This window comes from Mesorhizobium sp. M0491, assembly GCF_040321265.1.
GTDB lineage: Bacteria > Pseudomonadota > Alphaproteobacteria > Rhizobiales > Rhizobiaceae > Mesorhizobium.
In genome coordinates this window covers 17,149-32,522 of sequence record NZ_JAMYRE010000008.1, presented here as the reverse complement: position 1 = coordinate 32,522, position 15,374 = coordinate 17,149, and the positions used below count along the sequence as shown (strand labels likewise).

13 protein-coding genes are annotated in these 15,374 nt (G+C 62.7%); 7 read left to right on the top strand and 6 right to left on the bottom strand.

What is annotated here, in order from left to right:
• Positions 1-7: 7 nt before the first annotated feature.
• The gene (locus NKI69_RS11915) at positions 8-1,303 is read right to left on the bottom strand and encodes an MFS transporter (RefSeq protein WP_164780145.1); all 1,296 of its coding nucleotides are present in this window, start codon (positions 1,301-1,303) and stop codon (positions 8-10) included.
• A 184-nt stretch (positions 1,304-1,487) separates the two neighbouring features.
• On the opposite strand from NKI69_RS11915, the gene cyoA reads away from it, so the two are divergent.
• The 7 genes from cyoA to mazG all read left to right on the top strand — a co-directional run bounded on the left by cyoA (position 1,488) and on the right by mazG (position 8,881).
• Entirely contained in the window at positions 1,488-2,657 is a 1,170-nt protein-coding gene (gene cyoA, locus NKI69_RS11910) for a ubiquinol oxidase subunit II (RefSeq protein WP_352721399.1), read from the top strand.
• 15 nt (positions 2,658-2,672) lie between these two features.
• Positions 2,673-4,685 carry a cytochrome o ubiquinol oxidase subunit I gene (gene cyoB, locus NKI69_RS11905; RefSeq protein ID WP_352721397.1) on the top strand — a complete coding sequence of 671 codons (2,013 nt, stop codon included), beginning with the start codon at positions 2,673-2,675 and terminating at the stop codon, positions 4,683-4,685.
• Positions 4,686-4,690: 5 nt separating this feature from the next.
• Positions 4,691-5,317, top strand: coding sequence for a cytochrome o ubiquinol oxidase subunit III (gene cyoC / locus NKI69_RS11900; RefSeq protein ID WP_127270912.1), 627 nt, complete (start codon positions 4,691-4,693; stop codon positions 5,315-5,317).
• A complete protein-coding gene (cyoD, locus tag NKI69_RS11895) occupies positions 5,314-5,694 on the top strand; it encodes a cytochrome o ubiquinol oxidase subunit IV (RefSeq protein WP_352611739.1) in 381 nt (126 codons plus the stop codon). Before cyoC ends, cyoD begins: the two co-directional genes overlap by 4 nt.
• A gap of 96 nt (positions 5,695-5,790) precedes the next feature.
• Entirely contained in the window at positions 5,791-6,498 is a 708-nt protein-coding gene (locus tag NKI69_RS11890) for an SURF1 family protein (RefSeq protein ID WP_352611760.1), read from the top strand.
• Between the two features lie 258 nt (positions 6,499-6,756).
• Entirely contained in the window at positions 6,757-7,941 is a 1,185-nt protein-coding gene (locus tag NKI69_RS11885) for an amino acid aminotransferase (RefSeq protein ID WP_352611738.1), read from the top strand.
• Positions 7,942-8,056: 115 nt separating this feature from the next.
• Entirely contained in the window at positions 8,057-8,881 is an 825-nt protein-coding gene (mazG, locus tag NKI69_RS11880) for a nucleoside triphosphate pyrophosphohydrolase (RefSeq protein WP_023812023.1), read from the top strand.
• 6 nt (positions 8,882-8,887) lie between these two features.
• Here mazG and hflX read toward each other — a convergent pair whose 3' ends face one another.
• The 5 genes from hflX to NKI69_RS11855 form a co-directional block, all read right to left on the bottom strand.
• A complete protein-coding gene (hflX, locus tag NKI69_RS11875; RefSeq protein ID WP_352552042.1) occupies positions 8,888-10,279 on the bottom strand; it encodes a GTPase HflX in 1,392 nt (463 codons plus the stop codon).
• Positions 10,280-10,525 (bottom strand): RNA chaperone Hfq, encoded by a 246-nt coding sequence (hfq, locus tag NKI69_RS11870; protein WP_006202172.1) that lies wholly within the window; start codon positions 10,523-10,525, stop codon positions 10,280-10,282. It lies immediately after the preceding gene.
• Between the two features lie 145 nt (positions 10,526-10,670).
• Positions 10,671-11,534 (bottom strand): D-amino-acid transaminase, encoded by an 864-nt coding sequence (locus NKI69_RS11865; RefSeq protein ID WP_128304455.1) that lies wholly within the window; start codon positions 11,532-11,534, stop codon positions 10,671-10,673.
• A 99-nt stretch (positions 11,535-11,633) separates the two neighbouring features.
• Positions 11,634-12,995: a nitrogen assimilation response regulator NtrX gene (gene ntrX, locus NKI69_RS11860; RefSeq protein ID WP_023812026.1), complete on the bottom strand. Its 1,362-nt coding sequence runs from the start codon at positions 12,993-12,995 to the stop codon at positions 11,634-11,636.
• The gene (locus tag NKI69_RS11855) at positions 12,985-15,270 is read right to left on the bottom strand and encodes a sensor histidine kinase NtrY-like (RefSeq protein WP_352721393.1); all 2,286 of its coding nucleotides are present in this window, start codon (positions 15,268-15,270) and stop codon (positions 12,985-12,987) included. Before NKI69_RS11855 ends, ntrX begins: the two co-directional genes overlap by 11 nt.
• Between the last annotated feature and the right edge of the window lie 104 nt (positions 15,271-15,374).

Here is a 15,374-nt window from a genome sequence, read left to right as displayed (position 1 = left end):
AGGTCACTCAAGCGGGCGTCCGATCCAGGCGCTGGTTGAGCCTCAGCGCCAGCAACGTGCACAGCGCTCCCGACAACAGATAGGCGCCTGACGAGATCAGCCCGAAATGGGCGGACAGGAACAGGGCGACTATGGGGGCGAAGCCGGCGCCGAACAGCCAGGCGAGGTCCGAGGTCAGCGCAGCACCTGTATAGCGGTAGGTCTTTGAAAAGTTCGAGGCGAGTGCTCCTGAAGACTGGCCGAACGACAGGCCGAGCAGGACGAAGCCCAATACCATGAAGACGGACTCTCCGACGAAGCCGCCATCGAGCAGCTGTGGCGCGAAACCGCTGAAAACGGCGATGGCCACCGCCGAGCCTCCGAGCAAGGGCCAGCGCCCAACCCGGTCGGCGACGAAGCCCGAGATCGCGATTGCCGCCAGGCCGAAGAAGGCTCCGATCGTCTCGATGACCAGGAACCGGGCCGGTCCCTCGCGCGTGAACAGGAAAATCCAGGACAGAGGAAACACCGTCACCATGTGGAACAGGGCGAAGCTCGCCAGCGGCGCGAAGGCGCCGAGCACGACAGTGCGCCCTTCGGCGCGCAACGTCTCGCGGACGGAAGTCGGCTCCAGTTCCTGGCCTTCGAACAGTTTGGTGTATTCCGGCGTCACCACGATGCGCAGCCGTGCGAACAGGGCGACGACATTGATAGCGAAGGCGACGAAGAACGGGTAGCGCCAACCCCAGCTGAAGAAGTCTTCGGCCGACAGGTTGCCGACGAAATATGCAAACAGGGCGCTGGCAACGATGAGCCCGAGTGGTGCGCCCAGCTGCGGGATCATCGCATACCAGCCGCGGCGCTTTTCGGGCGCATTCAACGCCAGCAGCGAGGCAAGTCCATCCCATGTCCCGCCCAGCGCCAGTCCCTGACCGATCCGGAACATGGCCAGCAGCCAGGCCGAAGCCGGGCCGATCTGGTCGTAGCCGGGCACGAAGGCGATCGACACGGTCGAGGTCCCCAGCAGGAACAGCGCGATGGTGAGTTTGGCGCTGCGTCCGTAGGCGCGGTCGAGCGCGGTGAAGATCGCCGTCCCGATCGGCCGCGCGATGAAGGCAAGCGCGAAGATGGCGAAGGAGTAGAGCGTGCCGGTCAACGGGTCGGCATAAGGAAATACGAGCTTCGGAAAAACGATGACGGAAGCGATCGCGTAGACGAAGAAGTCGAAGAATTCCGACGTCCTGCCGATGATGACGCCAACGGCGATTTCGCCGGGCTTCACCTCATGATGCCGCGCGTTGATCCGTCTTGCGTCGGCTTCCATCTTCGAAGTTGGGCTCACAGCATTCTCCGTCGCCCCGCCGCGGTGTCATACGATCGCTTGCCATGTGCGCGGGCCAGATGCTTTGATGACGCCTGCCGCGTCATTGCGGCATTGGACAAATTGTCCAATGCCTTCATTGCCGCGGTGCGGCTAGCACTGGGGGGAACAACCGACAGGTCATACATTGAGCCGTCTCCGTACCCTTTTCCTGCTGCCCCTGCTGGCATCGCTCGGCTCCTGCAGCATGGTCGTCATGAACCCTGCCGGCGACGTCGCCGCGCAGCAGCGCGACCTGCTGATGGTGTCCACGGCACTGATGCTGATCGTCATCATACCGGTGATGGCTCTCACCATATTCTTTGCCTGGCGATACCGCCAGTCCAACCGCGAGGCGCGCTACGAGCCGGATTGGGACCACTCGACCCATCTCGAGCTCGTCATTTGGGCTGTGCCGCTTCTGATCATCATCTGCCTGGGCGCGGTGACGTGGATGGGGACGCATCTGCTCGACCCCTATCGGCCGATCGGACGTGTATCGGCCGGCAAGCCGCTGCCGCCGGACGTGCGCCCGCTTGAGGTCGAAGTCGTCGCGCTCGACTGGAAATGGCTGTTCATCTATCCGGAGTACGGCGTCGCCATGGTCAACGAACTGGCTGCGCCGGTCGACCGGCCGATCAGCTTTCGCATCACCTCCGCATCGGTGATGAACTCCTTCTACATTCCAGCACTGGCCGGCCAGATCTATGCGATGCCGGGTATGGAAACCAGGCTGCACGCCGTCATAAACAAGTCCGGCGACTATGAAGGGTTCTCCGCCAACTACAGCGGCGCCGGCTTCTCGGGAATGCGCTTCGCGTTCCACGGCCTAGACGATGCCGGTTTCCAGGCATGGATCGCGAAGGCAAAGGACGGCGGCGGCAAGCTCGACCGAAACGGCTATCTGGAGCTCGAACAGCCCAGCGAGAACCAACCCGTGCGCCACTATGCGGCGGTGGATGCCGATCTCTACAAGGCGATCCTCAACATGTGCGTCGAGCCCGGCAAGATGTGCATGAGCGAGATGTCGCAGATCGATGCCAAGGGCGGTCTGGGAATGGCCGGCATCCGCAACACCCTGCCGCTGCTGTATGACAAGTTCGCCCGGCGCGGCACGATATTCGGCCCTGCCCCATCCTATGTCGCCAGCATATGCACGACCGAAGAAGCACTGGCGGCTTCGAAGGCCGATCAATCCGTCACGCCGATGACCTCGACGCCGATAGTCGGCGCTGGTCTGCAACGGCCACCGCCCCTGTCGATCCGACTGCCGTCACCTTCCGCAACCGGCACGCTTCGGTCGCCCTTCAACTCCTGAGGCGCCACGCAAGACATGTTCGACAATCCTGCTCTTCTCAAGGCGATCTTCGGCCGGCTCACGCTCGAGTCGCTGCCGCTGCACGAACCCATCGTGGTCGCGACCTTCGTAGTCGTCGCGCTGGGCGGCATCGCCCTCGTCGGCGCGCTGACCTATTTCAAGCTCTGGGGCTATCTGTGGCGCGAATGGTTCACCAGCGTCGACCACAAGCGCATCGGTGTGATGTACATGGTGCTCGGCATCGTCATGCTGCTGCGCGGCTTCAGCGACGCCATCATGATGCGGCTCCAGCAGGCGATGGCCTTCGGCGGTTCGGAAGGCTACCTCAATTCGCATCACTACGACCAGATCTTCACCGCGCACGGCGTGATCATGATCTTCTTCGTGGCGATGCCGCTGGTGACGGGCCTGATGAATTTCGTCGTCCCGCTGCAGATCGGCGCGCGCGACGTGTCGTTTCCGTTCCTCAACAATTTCAGCTTCTGGATGACGGTCGGCGGCGCGGTCATCGTCATGATGTCGCTGTTCGTCGGCGAATTTGCCCGCACCGGCTGGCTTGCCTATCCGCCGCTGTCGGGTATCGGCTACAGTCCCGATGTCGGTGTCGATTATTATATCTGGGCCCTGCAAGTGGCGGGCGTCGGCACGCTGCTGTCGGGCGTGAACCTGGTCTGCACCATCGTCAAGATGCGCGCGCCAGGCATGACCATGATGAGAATGCCGATCTTCACCTGGACCGCGCTCTGCACCAATGTGCTCATCGTCGCCGCCTTCCCGGTGCTGACGGCGGTGCTGGCCCTGCTGGCTCTCGACCGTTATGTCGGCACCAACTTCTTCACGAACGACTTCGGCGGCAATCCGATGATGTACGTGAACCTGATCTGGATCTGGGGCCACCCCGAGGTCTACATCCTGATCCTGCCGGCCTTCGGCATATTTTCCGAAGTGACCTCGGCCTTCTGCGGCAAGCGGCTCTTCGGCTACACATCGATGGTCTATGCAACCATCGTCATCACCATCCTGTCCTACCTGGTCTGGCTGCATCACTTCTTCACCATGGGATCGGGAGCGAGCGTCAACTCGTTCTTCGGCATCACAACGATGATCATTTCGATCCCGACAGGCGCCAAGATATTCAACTGGTTGTTCACCATGTACCGCGGCCGCATCCGCTTCGAACTGCCGATGATGTGGACGGTCGCCTTCATGCTGACCTTCGTGGTCGGCGGCATGACCGGCGTGCTGCTCGCGGTTCCGCCAGCCGACTTCGTGCTCCACAACAGCCTGTTCCTGGTCGCGCATTTCCACAACGTCATCATCGGCGGCGTGCTGTTCGGCCTGTTTGCCGGCATCAGCTACTGGTTCCCCAAGGCATTCGGATTCCGGCTTGATCCGTTCTGGGGAAAGATGTCGTTCTGGTTCTGGGTGGTCGGCTTCTGGTTCGCCTTCATGCCGCTCTACATCCTCGGCTTGATGGGCGTAACGCGCCGGCTGCGCACCTTTGAGGATCCCTCGCTGCAGATCTGGTTCATCATCGCCGCCTTCGGCGCCTTCCTGATCCTGCTTGGCATCCTGTCCTTCCTCATCCAGATCTTCGTCAGCGTGCGCCGGCGCGAGCAGCTTCGCGACGATACCGGCGATCCGTGGGACGGGCGTACGCTCGAATGGGCGACGTCCTCGCCGCCGCCGGCCTACAATTTCGCCTTCACCCCGGTCGTCCATGATCTCGACACCTGGGCGGACATGAAGAAGCGCGGCTACCAGCGCCCTCTGACGGGCTTCCGTGACATCCACATGCCGCGCAACACCGGAGCCGGCGTCATCCTGGCCGGGTTGAGCGTGGTGCTTGCCATGGCGCTCATCTGGTACATTTGGTGGCTGGCGATCGTCAGCTTCGTCGCCCTGATCGGCTACGCCATCGCGCATACTTTCAACTACGACCGGGACTTCCACATTCCGTCCAGTGACGTCACCCGCGTCGAGGACGAGCGGACACGCCTGCTCGCAGCCACCAGCCAGGCGGGATAAGCACCATGGCACACGCCGACACGGTGATCGACGACACGGTCTTCCACCTGGAAGACGACCACGGCCATGCCGAGAGCGGCAGCAGCACCATGCTCGGCTTCTGGATCTATCTGATGAGCGACTGCCTCATCTTCGCGATGCTGTTCGCGGTCTACGGCGTGCTCGGTGGCAATTACGCGGCCGGACCCGCGCCGAAGGACCTGTTCGATCTTCCGCTGGTCGCGCTCAACACCACCATGCTGCTCCTGTCCTCCATCACTTACGGCTTCGCGATGCTGGAGATGGCGAAGGGAAGGGTGAAGCCCATGCAGGTGTGGCTGGTGATCACTGGCCTGTTCGGCCTCGCCTTTCTCAGCATCGAACTCTACGAATTCGCCCATTTCATCCACGAGGGGGCGACGCCGCAGCGCAGCGGCTTCCTGTCGTCGTTCTTCACGCTGGTCGGAACGCACGGCCTGCACGTCACCTTCGGCCTGGTCTGGCTGGTGGTGCTGATGGTGCAGGTCTCCAGGCACGGGCTGATCGCCGCGAACCAGCGGCGCCTGATGTGCCTGAGCATGTTCTGGCACTTCCTCGACGTCATCTGGATCGGCGTCTTCACCTTCGTTTATCTGATGGGAATGTTGCGATGAGCGCCGGGCACCAAACAGACACCAGCGACCAGAGCCACGCGCATCACGGCGTCGATCACGGCTCGCTGCGCGGCTATCTGACAGGCTTCGGCCTGTCCGTCGTGCTGACCGCCATTCCCTTCTGGCTGGTCATGACCAACGCGCTCGGCAATCAGATGGCGTCGGCGATTGCCATCATGGCCTTCGCCGTCGTGCAAATCATCGTCCACATGGTGTTCTTTCTGCATATGAACACCAGGTCGGAGAGCGGCTGGACCATGATGGCCCTGATCTTCACCCTCATCCTGGTGGTGATCGCGCTGACGGGCTCACTCTGGGTCATGTACCATCTGAACGTCAACATGATGCCCGGCCATGACATGAGTCAGATACCCTGAGAGAGGGACCTGGCTTTGGACGAACAGGCACGGACGATACCGCATTCGAATACAGGCGACGGCCAAAGCATTACGCGTTCACCATGGACGCTGTTGGTGCTTTGCCTTTGCGGGGCCATCGGCATCACCGGCTTTTCGGCGCTTGGTGTCTGGCAGCTGGAGCGCCGCGTCTGGAAACTCGACCTGATCGAGCGTGTCGACCAGCGTCTCAAGGCAGTACCTGTGGCCGCCCCGGCGCCTTCGGCCTGGCCAGCGATCAACGCCAGGGATGGCGAGTATCGCCAGCTTGCCGTCACGGGCCGGTTTCTCGGTGATCGCGAGACCCTGGTCCAGGCGGTCACCGATCTCGGCGGGGGCTTCTGGGTAATGTCGCCGTTCCGAGCGGATGATGGCTTCACGATTCTGGTGAACAGGGGCTTCGTGCCGACGGACAAGCGCGATCCGGCAACCCGCCTCGCAGGCAAGCCCTCGGGCGATCACACCGGAATTCACGGCCTGTTGCGCATCAGCGAACCGAAAGGCGGCTTCCTGCGTAACAACGATCCGGCCGCCAACCGCTGGTATTCGCGCGATGTGCAGGCGATCGCCACGACGCAAGGCCTCGGGCAGGTCGCTCCTTATTTCATCGATGCCGATGCCACGCCCAATCCGGGAGGGTGGCCGGTCGGCGGCTTGACGGTGGTTTCGTTCCACAACAACCATCTGGCCTATGCCCTGACATGGTTCGGGCTGGCCTTGATGGTGCTGAGCGCGGTCGCCTATCTGTTGCGGCAGGCTGTGAAAGACAGGCACGGTGGGGGCTGACCACTGGCCGTGGCAAAGCCGAAATTTGCGCACAGAAGCGCTCATGCCGACGCGGACGATGGCGTGGTGGCGCTGTTAATGCCGGCTGGTCATTTTCCCACGCGCATCAATGGGTTCCGCATCAAACCCCGTCCACATCACAGGAGCGTGCAGAGCAGGCTTCCCGGCACCCCCGTCTAGGGCTGGATCACCCAGCTAAAACCGCTGGCGAAACGTGACCGATTTGCGTATCACTCCGCCGCCATTGGAGCCGTATCGATGTTTGAAGCCCTGCAGCCCGCCCCCGCCGACAAGATCCTGGCCCTGATCGGCCTTTATCGCGCCGATCCGCGCCCCGACAAGGTCGACCTCGGCGTCGGCGTCTACAAGGATCGCGACGGCAAGACGCCGGTCATGCGCGCCGTGCGCGAAGCCGAAAAGCGGCTCTTGGAGGGTCAGGACACCAAGACCTATCTCGGCCTTGCCGGCGATACCGGCTTCAACACAGTGATGGCCAAGCTCGCCTTCGGTCCAGGCGCCGACATGACGCGCATCCGCGCCGCACAGGCGCCCGGCGGTTCCGGCGCGCTGCGGCTGGTGGCGGAACTGCTGAAGCGGACGCGCTCGGATGCAACCATCTGGCTATCGGATCCGACCTGGCCGAACCACATGCCGGTGATGCGCGCCGCCGGCCTGCAGATCCGTGAATATCCCTATTTCGATGCGGCCTCGGGCGCCGTTCGTTTCGACGACATGCTGGCCGCGTTGCGGACGGCAAAGAGCGGCGACGTCGTGTTGCTGCATGGCTGCTGCCACAACCCGACCGGCGCCAATCTGGATGCGGCACAGTGGGCAGCCGTTACCGATCTGGTCGTCGAGCGCGAGCTGCTGCCGTTTGTCGACATCGCCTATCAGGGCTTTGGCGATGGCCTTGAGGCCGATGCCCTCGGCTTGCGCCTGCTGGCGGCGAAAGTTCCGGAGATGGTGGTGGCGTCGAGCTGCTCGAAGAATTTCGCCGTCTACCGCGACCGCGTCGGCGCGGCGATGATCCTGGCCAGGGACGGCGCACAGGCGGATGTGGCGATGAGCCAGATGCTGTCGGCGGCGCGCGCCATGTATTCGATGCCGCCGGACCATGGTGCGGCGGCCGTGCGCATCGTGCTCGAAGACGCCACCTTGCGCGCCGACTGGGAAGCCGAGCTCGAAGAGATGCGGCTGCGCATGCTCAGGCTTCGGGTGCAATTCGCCGAAGCGTTGCGCCGGCAGTCCAATTCCGACCGCTTCGACTTCGTCGCCAGCCATCGCGGCATGTTCTCCCGCCTTGGCCTCACGGAAGCGCAGGTCGAGCGGCTGCGTGCCGAGCACGGCGTCTACATGGTCGGCGACAGCCGCATCAATGTCGCCGGCCTGCCCGAGGACGGCATGGACGAACTCGCCAAGGCGATCGTTTCGGTTCTTGATTGACGCGGCTCATCTGTGGACAAGGCTTCCGCGCCGGCTGACAGCGTTGGCCGCGCGGCCGGTCGCGGGATAGCATCCGACAGAAAACCGTTTCACACTTTTCCTGGAATAGCTCTAGATGACGCCATCGAAAGACATTTCGCGCCTGATCGAGATCATGGCGGCGCTGCGGGCGCCGAAGACTGGCTGCCCCTGGGACATCGAACAGGATTTCTCGACCATTGCGCCCTATACGATCGAGGAAGCCTATGAGGTGGCGGACGCCATCGCGCGCGGCGACCTCGACGATCTGCGCGACGAGCTCGGCGATCTTCTGCTGCAGGTCGTCTACCACGCGCAAATGGCCGAGGAAGCCGGTGAATTCGCCTTCTCTGACGTGGTGCAAGCCATCACGACGAAGATGATCCGCCGCCATCCGCATGTCTTTGGTGACGAGAAAGCCCGCAGCGCCGGCATGGCCAAGGGCATGTGGGAAAAGATCAAGGCCGAAGAGAAGGCGGAGAAGCGAAGCGCTCGCCTCGCCCGCGGTCTCGATCCCGAAGACAACGGCAAGGGGTTTTTGGACAGCGTGCCGGTCGCCCTGCCCGCGCTGACCCGGGCACTGAAACTTCAGGAGAAAGCCGCCCGCGTCGGCTTCGACTGGAGCGAGGCAGCGCCCATCCTCGACAAGATCGAGGAAGAGATCGGCGAGTTGCGCGAGGCACTGGCCAAAGGCGACACCGCCTCGATCAAAGACGAGTTCGGCGACATGCTGTTTGCCGTCGTCAATCTCGGCCGTCATCTCAAGCTCGATTCCGAAGCAGCGCTGAGCGGCACCAACGAAAAATTCCGCTCGCGTTTCCATTATGTCGAACAGGCACTGGGAAAAGCCGGAAACACGCTGGACAAGGCTGATCTGGCCGAGATGGAAGCGCTCTGGCAGGAAGCAAAGACCGCGAAGTAAGTTACATTAGCCGTTGTTTTTACGACGCAATCTGCTTTCGATCTCTTCGCGGGCGCTTTGCGTGGCCTTGAGCGAGATGGTGGCGCTGCCGTCATCATTGTCGCTTCGCGAAACGACATCGCCATTGCGGTAAAGCCAGTCGACAAGGCCGAACTGTGCCGGCTCGATCGTCACCGTCAGGTCTTCGAGCTCGCCCGCCATCCGCGTTTCGATGATTGCCTTCAGCGCATCGATGCCCTCGCCGGTGACAGCCGACACCGCAATCGGCGGCGCCTTGCTGGCATTGGCGCCGTCTGCAAGCAGCCGGGTCCGGTTGCCTTCGTCGAGCCGGTCGATCTTGTTCCACACTTCGATCACCCGCTTGGCGTCGCCGGCGTCAACACCGAGGTCGGCCAGGATACGCTCGACATCTTCGGCCTGGGCGGCCGTGTCCGGATCCGAAATGTCGCGCAGATGAAGCACGAGATCGGCCTCGACTACCTCTTCCAGGGTGGCGCGGAAAGCCGCGATCAGATGCGTCGGCAGGTCCGAGATGAAACCGACAGTGTCGGAGAGGATGATCGGCGTGCCATGTGGCAGGCGCACGCGGCGCAGCGTCGGATCGAGCGTAGCGAACAGCATGTCCTGCGCCAGCACGTCTGCTCCGGTCAGCCGGTTGAACAGCGTCGACTTGCCGGCGTTGGTATAGCCGACGATCGCCACCACCGGGAACGGCACCTTCCTGCGCTTGGCGCGGTGCAGGTCGCGCGTGCGCCGCACCGTTTCCAGCTCCTGCTTCAGCTTGATGATCTTTTCCTGCAACTGCCGCCGGTCGGATTCGATCTGCGTTTCGCCGGGGCCCCCGAGAAAGCCGGCGCCACCGCGCTGGCGCTCCAGATGGGTCCAACTGCGCACGAGGCGGCCCTTCTGGTAGTTGAGATGGGCGAGCTCGACCTGCAGCGTGCCTTCCTTGGTGCGCGCGCGCTCGCCGAAGATCTCGAGGATCAGCCCGGTGCGGTCCAGCACCTTGGCGTTCAGCTCTTTCTCGAGATTGCGCTGCTGCACCGGGGTCAGCGGATGGTCGACGACGACCACTTCCGCATGTCCCTCTTTGACGATTTCCGCGAACTCCGCAACCTTGCCGCTGCCGAGCAACGTCGCCGGGCGCGGATCGTTGACGGTCACCACCGCGGTGTGGATCAGATCCAGGTTGATGGCGCGAGCAAGGCCGACGGCCTCGTCGTGGCGAGCATCAGCCGAACGCATCAACCGAGGACGGTTGGTCTCGTCGTCGTTGCGCTGGTGGCGGGTAAGGACGGGCACAATGACAACAGCCCGGGTCGGGCCCTTGGCTTCCGTCCCGGGATGATGTGTTGGTTTTCCGCGAACGGTGGCGTCCGCGTCTTTTTCACGTGCCAATCAGGCGCCCTGGCTTTCCTCGCCATCGAACATCTGAACCGGCTGGCTCGGCATGATCGTGGAAATGGCGTGCTTGTAGACGAGCTGGGAGTGTCCGTCGCGGCGCAGCAGGACACAGAAATTGTCGAACGAAGTGACCACGCCGGTCAGCTTCACGCCGTTGATGAGGAAGATGGTGAGCGGGTTCTTGCTCTTGCGAACTGAATTCAGGAACAGGTCCTGAAGGTTTTGCGATCGTTCCGCCATTGTTCTTGTCTTTCGCCGATCCCCTTCGGTTTGCAAGCCAATGCGCCAAATTAACGGGCGCATGTCAAGCTCGCAAACACCGTCTTGTCGTCAGTACCGACAAGCAGAACGAGATATATTGATGTTCATTCCACCTGTGCGGTTATCAGGCTGGACTTTTTTCCGCAATGTCAAAAAAGGCCTGCCGCAAGGAAAGTGTTATTGAGCCGGGGTGCCCATTGGCGACCGTATCGCCGTCGATGGCCACCACCGGCATGGCGATTGTCGTTGCGGAGCTGATGAACGCCTCGCGTGCCGCCTTGGCCTCGGCGACGGAAAAGCCGCGCTCCTCGATCTTCAGGCCAAGCTTGGCCGCCACTTCGAACATGGTCGTGCGGGTGATGCCGCGCAAGATGCCGTGCTCGGCCGGCCTGGTGACCAGGACGCCGTCCCGGGTGACGATCCAGGCATTGGACGAGCCGCCTTCTTTTACGTTGCCTTCATCGTCGACGAACCAAGCTTCCTGCGCACCGGCTTCCTTGGCCTTCTGCTTGGCCAATACATTGGGCAGCAGCCCGACGGTCTTGATGTCGACGCGGTCCCAGCGGTTCTCCGGCACGGTGATGACCGCGATGCCGGTCTCGGCTCGCTTCGCTCCAGCCGCTGGGTCGGCCTTCCTGGCGGTGACTACCAGGGCCGGCTTCGTGTCGGCGGAAGGGAAGGCGAAGTCGCGGCTGGCCACGCCGCGCGTCACCTGCACGTAGACCAGGCCATTGGCGACCTGGTTGCGATTGACCACCTCGCGCAGAATGAGTGGCAGCACGCGGGAGGTGACCGGCCAGGCGATCGACAATTCGGTCAGCGAGCGGTTCAGCCGGGACAGATGGCGCGGCATGTCGACGATGAAACCACGCGCCACCTCGCAGACCTCATAGACACCGTCGGCGAACTGATAGCCACGGTCCTCGATATGGACGGCGGCATCGGCGTGCGTGACATAGCGCCCGTTGACATAGGCAATGCGCGGCATGGGCAACCTCTAGATATTCTCGGGGCTTTCTTATGCGATTCCACCGCCGCCGTAACCGGCAAATGCTCGGCCCGGGCGCGGCGGCTGGATATGTCGCGCTCAGACGCCCAGCGACTTCAGCTTGCGATGCAGCGCGGAGCGCTCCATGCCGATGAACTCGGCGGTCTTCGAGATGTTGCCGCCGAACCGGTTGATCTGGGCGATCAGGTAATCCTTCTCGAACTGCTCACGCGCTTCGCGCAGCGGCAGCGCCATGATGTGCTGGTCGGACTGATTCGGCGTGCGCGGCATGACATCGCCGATCTCGGCCGGCAAAAGGTCGGCGGTGATCGGCGCATCGACGTCGTCGCCGCGCGCAAGGATCATCAGGCGCTCGACATTGTTGCGCAGCTGGCGAACGTTGCCCGGCCAGTTGTGCGCCTGCAGCACGGCCAGCGCGTCGTCGCCGATGCGGCGCGGCTTGATGCCGGCCTGGCGGGCGATCTGCTTCATGAAATTGTCGACGAGGTAGGGAATATCCTCGCGCCGCTCGGCCAATCCCGGCACGATGACCGGAACAACCGCCAGGCGATGGTAAAGATCCTCGCGAAAACGCCCGTCGGCAATCATCGCTTCGAGGTTCTGCGAGGTCGAGGAGATGATGCGGACATCGACCTTGACCCGCTTGGTTCCCCCTACCCGCTCGAACTGCTGCTCGACCAGCACGCGCAGGATCTTGTTCTGCGTCTCGCGCGGCATGTCGGCCACCTCGTCGATGTAGAGGATACCGCGATGGGCCTCCTCCAGCGCGCCGACCTTGCGCTCGACACCATTCGATTCGGTGCCGAACAGCTCGATCTCCATGCGCTCGGGCGTGATGTTGGCGGCGCTCAGCGTCACGAAAGGTGCGCTCTTGCGCGCCGACAGCGTGTGGATGGCGCGCGCGGCCAGTTCCTTGCCCGAGCCAGACGGTCCAATGATCATCACGCGGCTGTTGGTCGGCGCGACGCGTTCGATGGTCTGGCGCAACTGGCTCATCGCCGACGACATGCCGATCAGATCGAAGGTTTCGCCGCTGCGCAGCTTGAGGTCGGAAACCTCGCGCCGCAATTTCGAGGTCTCCAGCGCACGCTCGGCAATAAGGATCAGCCTGTCGGCCTTGAACGGCTTTTCGATGAAGTCATAGGCGCCGCGACGGATGGCGGAGACCGCCGTTTCGATGTTGCCGTGGCCGGAAATCATCACCACCGGCAAGGTCGGATGCATGGTCTTGATCTCGTCGAGCAGCGCCAGCCCGTCCAGGCGCGAGCCCTGCAGCCAGATATCGAGGAAAATCAGCCGCGGCGCGCGATCAGCTATAGCAGCGAGCGCGCTGTCGGCATCGAATGCCGTGCGGGTTTCGTGACCTTCGTCGCTCAGTATGCCCGCGACGAGTTCACGGATGTCTTCCTCGTCATCGACGATGAGAATATCAGACGCCATTACCGACCTTTTCAGTTTCTCTTTCGTTTTCCGCCCTGCTTTCGCCGCGCGGAGCCGTTGCGGCCGCAGGCGGCAGGATGATGCTGATCATCGCGCCCCGCCCATCGTGGAAGTCCGCTGGAGCATCGTGTAGTTCCAGCCTGCCGCCATGGTCCTCCACGATCTTCTTGACGATAGCGAGGCCAAGTCCGGTGCCCTTCTCGCGTGTGGTCATGTAGGGCTCGAGCAGCCGTTGGCGATTCTCGCGCGGCAGGCCTTTGCCATTGTCGATGACGTCGATTCGAATCGCACCATTCTGGCGCCCGGCTTGAATCCGGATTATGCCGTGCGAACCGTCCTTCTGTTCCAATCCGTCGATTGCCTCGGCGGCGTTCTTGATCACATTGCCGAAAGCCTGCGCCATCAGGCGGCTGTCGAACGTGCCCTTGAGCGGCTCGGTGCCGAAGATCCGCTCGAAAGTGATGTCGGCGCGGCTGACCTCGACCAGGAACGAGGCCTCACGCAGCGATTCGCGCAGATCTATCGACTTCATCTCGGGCTTCGGCATGCGCGCGAACGCCGAGAATTCGTCGACCATACGGCCGATATCCTCAACCTGACGGATGATGGTGTCGGTGCATTGGTCGAAAACCTCGCGGTCCTCGGTAATCACCTTGCCGTAACGGCGCTTGATACGTTCGGCCGAGAGCTGGATCGGCGTCAGCGGGTTCTTGATCTCGTGGGCGATACGCCGCGCCACGTCCGCCCAGGCCGACGAGCGCTGCGCCTGAACCAGGTCGGTGATGTCGTCGACCGTCACCACATAGGATTTTTCCTCCGAGCCGTCGTCGCCGGCCTCGATCGTGATCTGCACGTTGAAGGTCCGCTCGGCACCGGCGCGGTAGAAGGTCACCTGCTCACGATAGACGGGTTTGCCGGACTTACGGCCGATCTCGAAGACGCGGCCGACATGCGGCAGCACGGCGGAAAGATTCTGCCCAAGGGCTGCGCTGGCCGAAATCGCCAGCATCGCTTCGGCCGAGCGGTTGACGATGGTGACGATGCCGTAGGGATCGACGCCGATCACGCCGGCGGTAACGCCGGCAAGCACGGCTTCCGAGAAGCGGCGCCGTTCGTCGATCAGGTCCTTGGCGGACAGGATCTCATTGCGCTGCGATTTCAGTTCGAAAAGCATCTTGTTGAACGTATCGCCGAGCGACGCGACATCGCCGTCCGAAGGCCTGACGGGAACCGCGACGTCGAGATTGCCGGTCGCGACCTCGTCGGCGGCGCCGATGAGCTGGCGAATGGGCCGCACCAGACGGTCGGCGACCGCAATGCCGGTCCAGATCGCGGACAGGATAATGATGAGCGTCAACGACAGATAGGGCAGCGCGAAGGCCACCTGAGAGGTACGGCGGTTATCTTCCAGCCCCCGATATTCGTCGGTGTTGGACCTGACGATCTGCCTTGCCTTGATCACTTCGGGGTCGACGAGCCGAATGGTGTAGAGGTAGAGTCCTTCGATCTCCCGCAGCTTGACGATGGCACCCATGATGTTGCGCGTTTTCGGTTCGATCAGCACCGGCTTGCCGTCGGTAGCGCTGGCCACCGCGCCTTCCGGCGGCTCGGGCATGGCGAAATCCGTATCGGTCTTGGCGCTCATGACGAAAGAGCCGTCCGGCTTGATCAGCGCCGCATGGGCCAGCGAACGGCCCACGGCTTCCTTGTTCATCAGGTCGAGAAAGCCGGTACGATCAAGGCCGTAGAGCGTGCGCGACGCATCGAGATCATAGGCCATGGACAGCGTCGTGCCCTGGAGGTTGCGGGCATTTTCCTGGACATAGGCGTCGGCGATCGACAGCGATGAATTGACGATCGTCTTGGTGCGGATCTCGAACCAGCGGTCGAGGCCGATGTCGAGCGTGATCGACGCGATGATGGCCACCATGATGGCTGGAATGGCGGCAACCAGGGCGAACATGGCGACAATGCGCACATGCAGCCGCGAAGCGGCCTTGCCATGCCGGCGCGCCATCAGGATGCGGTGCACCTCACGCCCGACCAGCGCGATAAGAAACAGGACGAAAGCCGTGTTGAGGGCAATCAACGCCAGCGTAGTCGACTCGTTCGGTGTGATCGGCGTGGCGCCAACGAGGATGGCGAACGAGATCGCCGCCGTCATCAGCGCGCCGACGACCGCGATCACGCCTGGCAGCGCAAGCAGCCGGCGCCCGTCACGAGCGCCGGGTTCGCTGAAAAGCGGTTGGTTTGTTGTCGGTGCCTGCGGAGCCATGTCGCCGTCTAGAGCCATGATTGCGTCGGATGTATGCAACGCATTGTGGCGATTATGCAACAAGTGTGACCGAGACGGAAATCTTTCGCGAGCCGATCCCCTGA

What these genes read in the sequence shown, in the direction of transcription:
- NKI69_RS11865 (WP_128304455.1), bottom strand. Translation starts at nt 11,534, where the DNA reads ATGCCGCGCATTGCCTATGTCAACGGGCGCTATGTCACGCACGCCGAT.
- cyoD (WP_352611739.1), top strand. Translation starts at nt 5,314, where the DNA reads ATGAGCGCCGGGCACCAAACAGACACCAGCGACCAGAGCCACGCGCAT.
- cyoB (WP_352721397.1), top strand. Translation starts at nt 2,673, where the DNA reads ATGTTCGACAATCCTGCTCTTCTCAAGGCGATCTTCGGCCGGCTCACG.
- ntrX (WP_023812026.1), bottom strand. Translation starts at nt 12,995, where the DNA reads ATGGCGTCTGATATTCTCATCGTCGATGACGAGGAAGACATCCGTGAA.
- NKI69_RS11885 (WP_352611738.1), top strand. Translation starts at nt 6,757, where the DNA reads ATGTTTGAAGCCCTGCAGCCCGCCCCCGCCGACAAGATCCTGGCCCTG.
- hfq (WP_006202172.1), bottom strand. Translation starts at nt 10,525, where the DNA reads ATGGCGGAACGATCGCAAAACCTTCAGGACCTGTTCCTGAATTCAGTT.
- mazG (WP_023812023.1), top strand. Translation starts at nt 8,057, where the DNA reads ATGACGCCATCGAAAGACATTTCGCGCCTGATCGAGATCATGGCGGCG.
- NKI69_RS11855 (WP_352721393.1), bottom strand. Translation starts at nt 15,270, where the DNA reads ATGGCTCCGCAGGCACCGACAACAAACCAACCGCTTTTCAGCGAACCC.
- NKI69_RS11915 (WP_164780145.1), bottom strand. Translation starts at nt 1,303, where the DNA reads ATGGAAGCCGACGCAAGACGGATCAACGCGCGGCATCATGAGGTGAAG.
- cyoC (WP_127270912.1), top strand. Translation starts at nt 4,691, where the DNA reads ATGGCACACGCCGACACGGTGATCGACGACACGGTCTTCCACCTGGAA.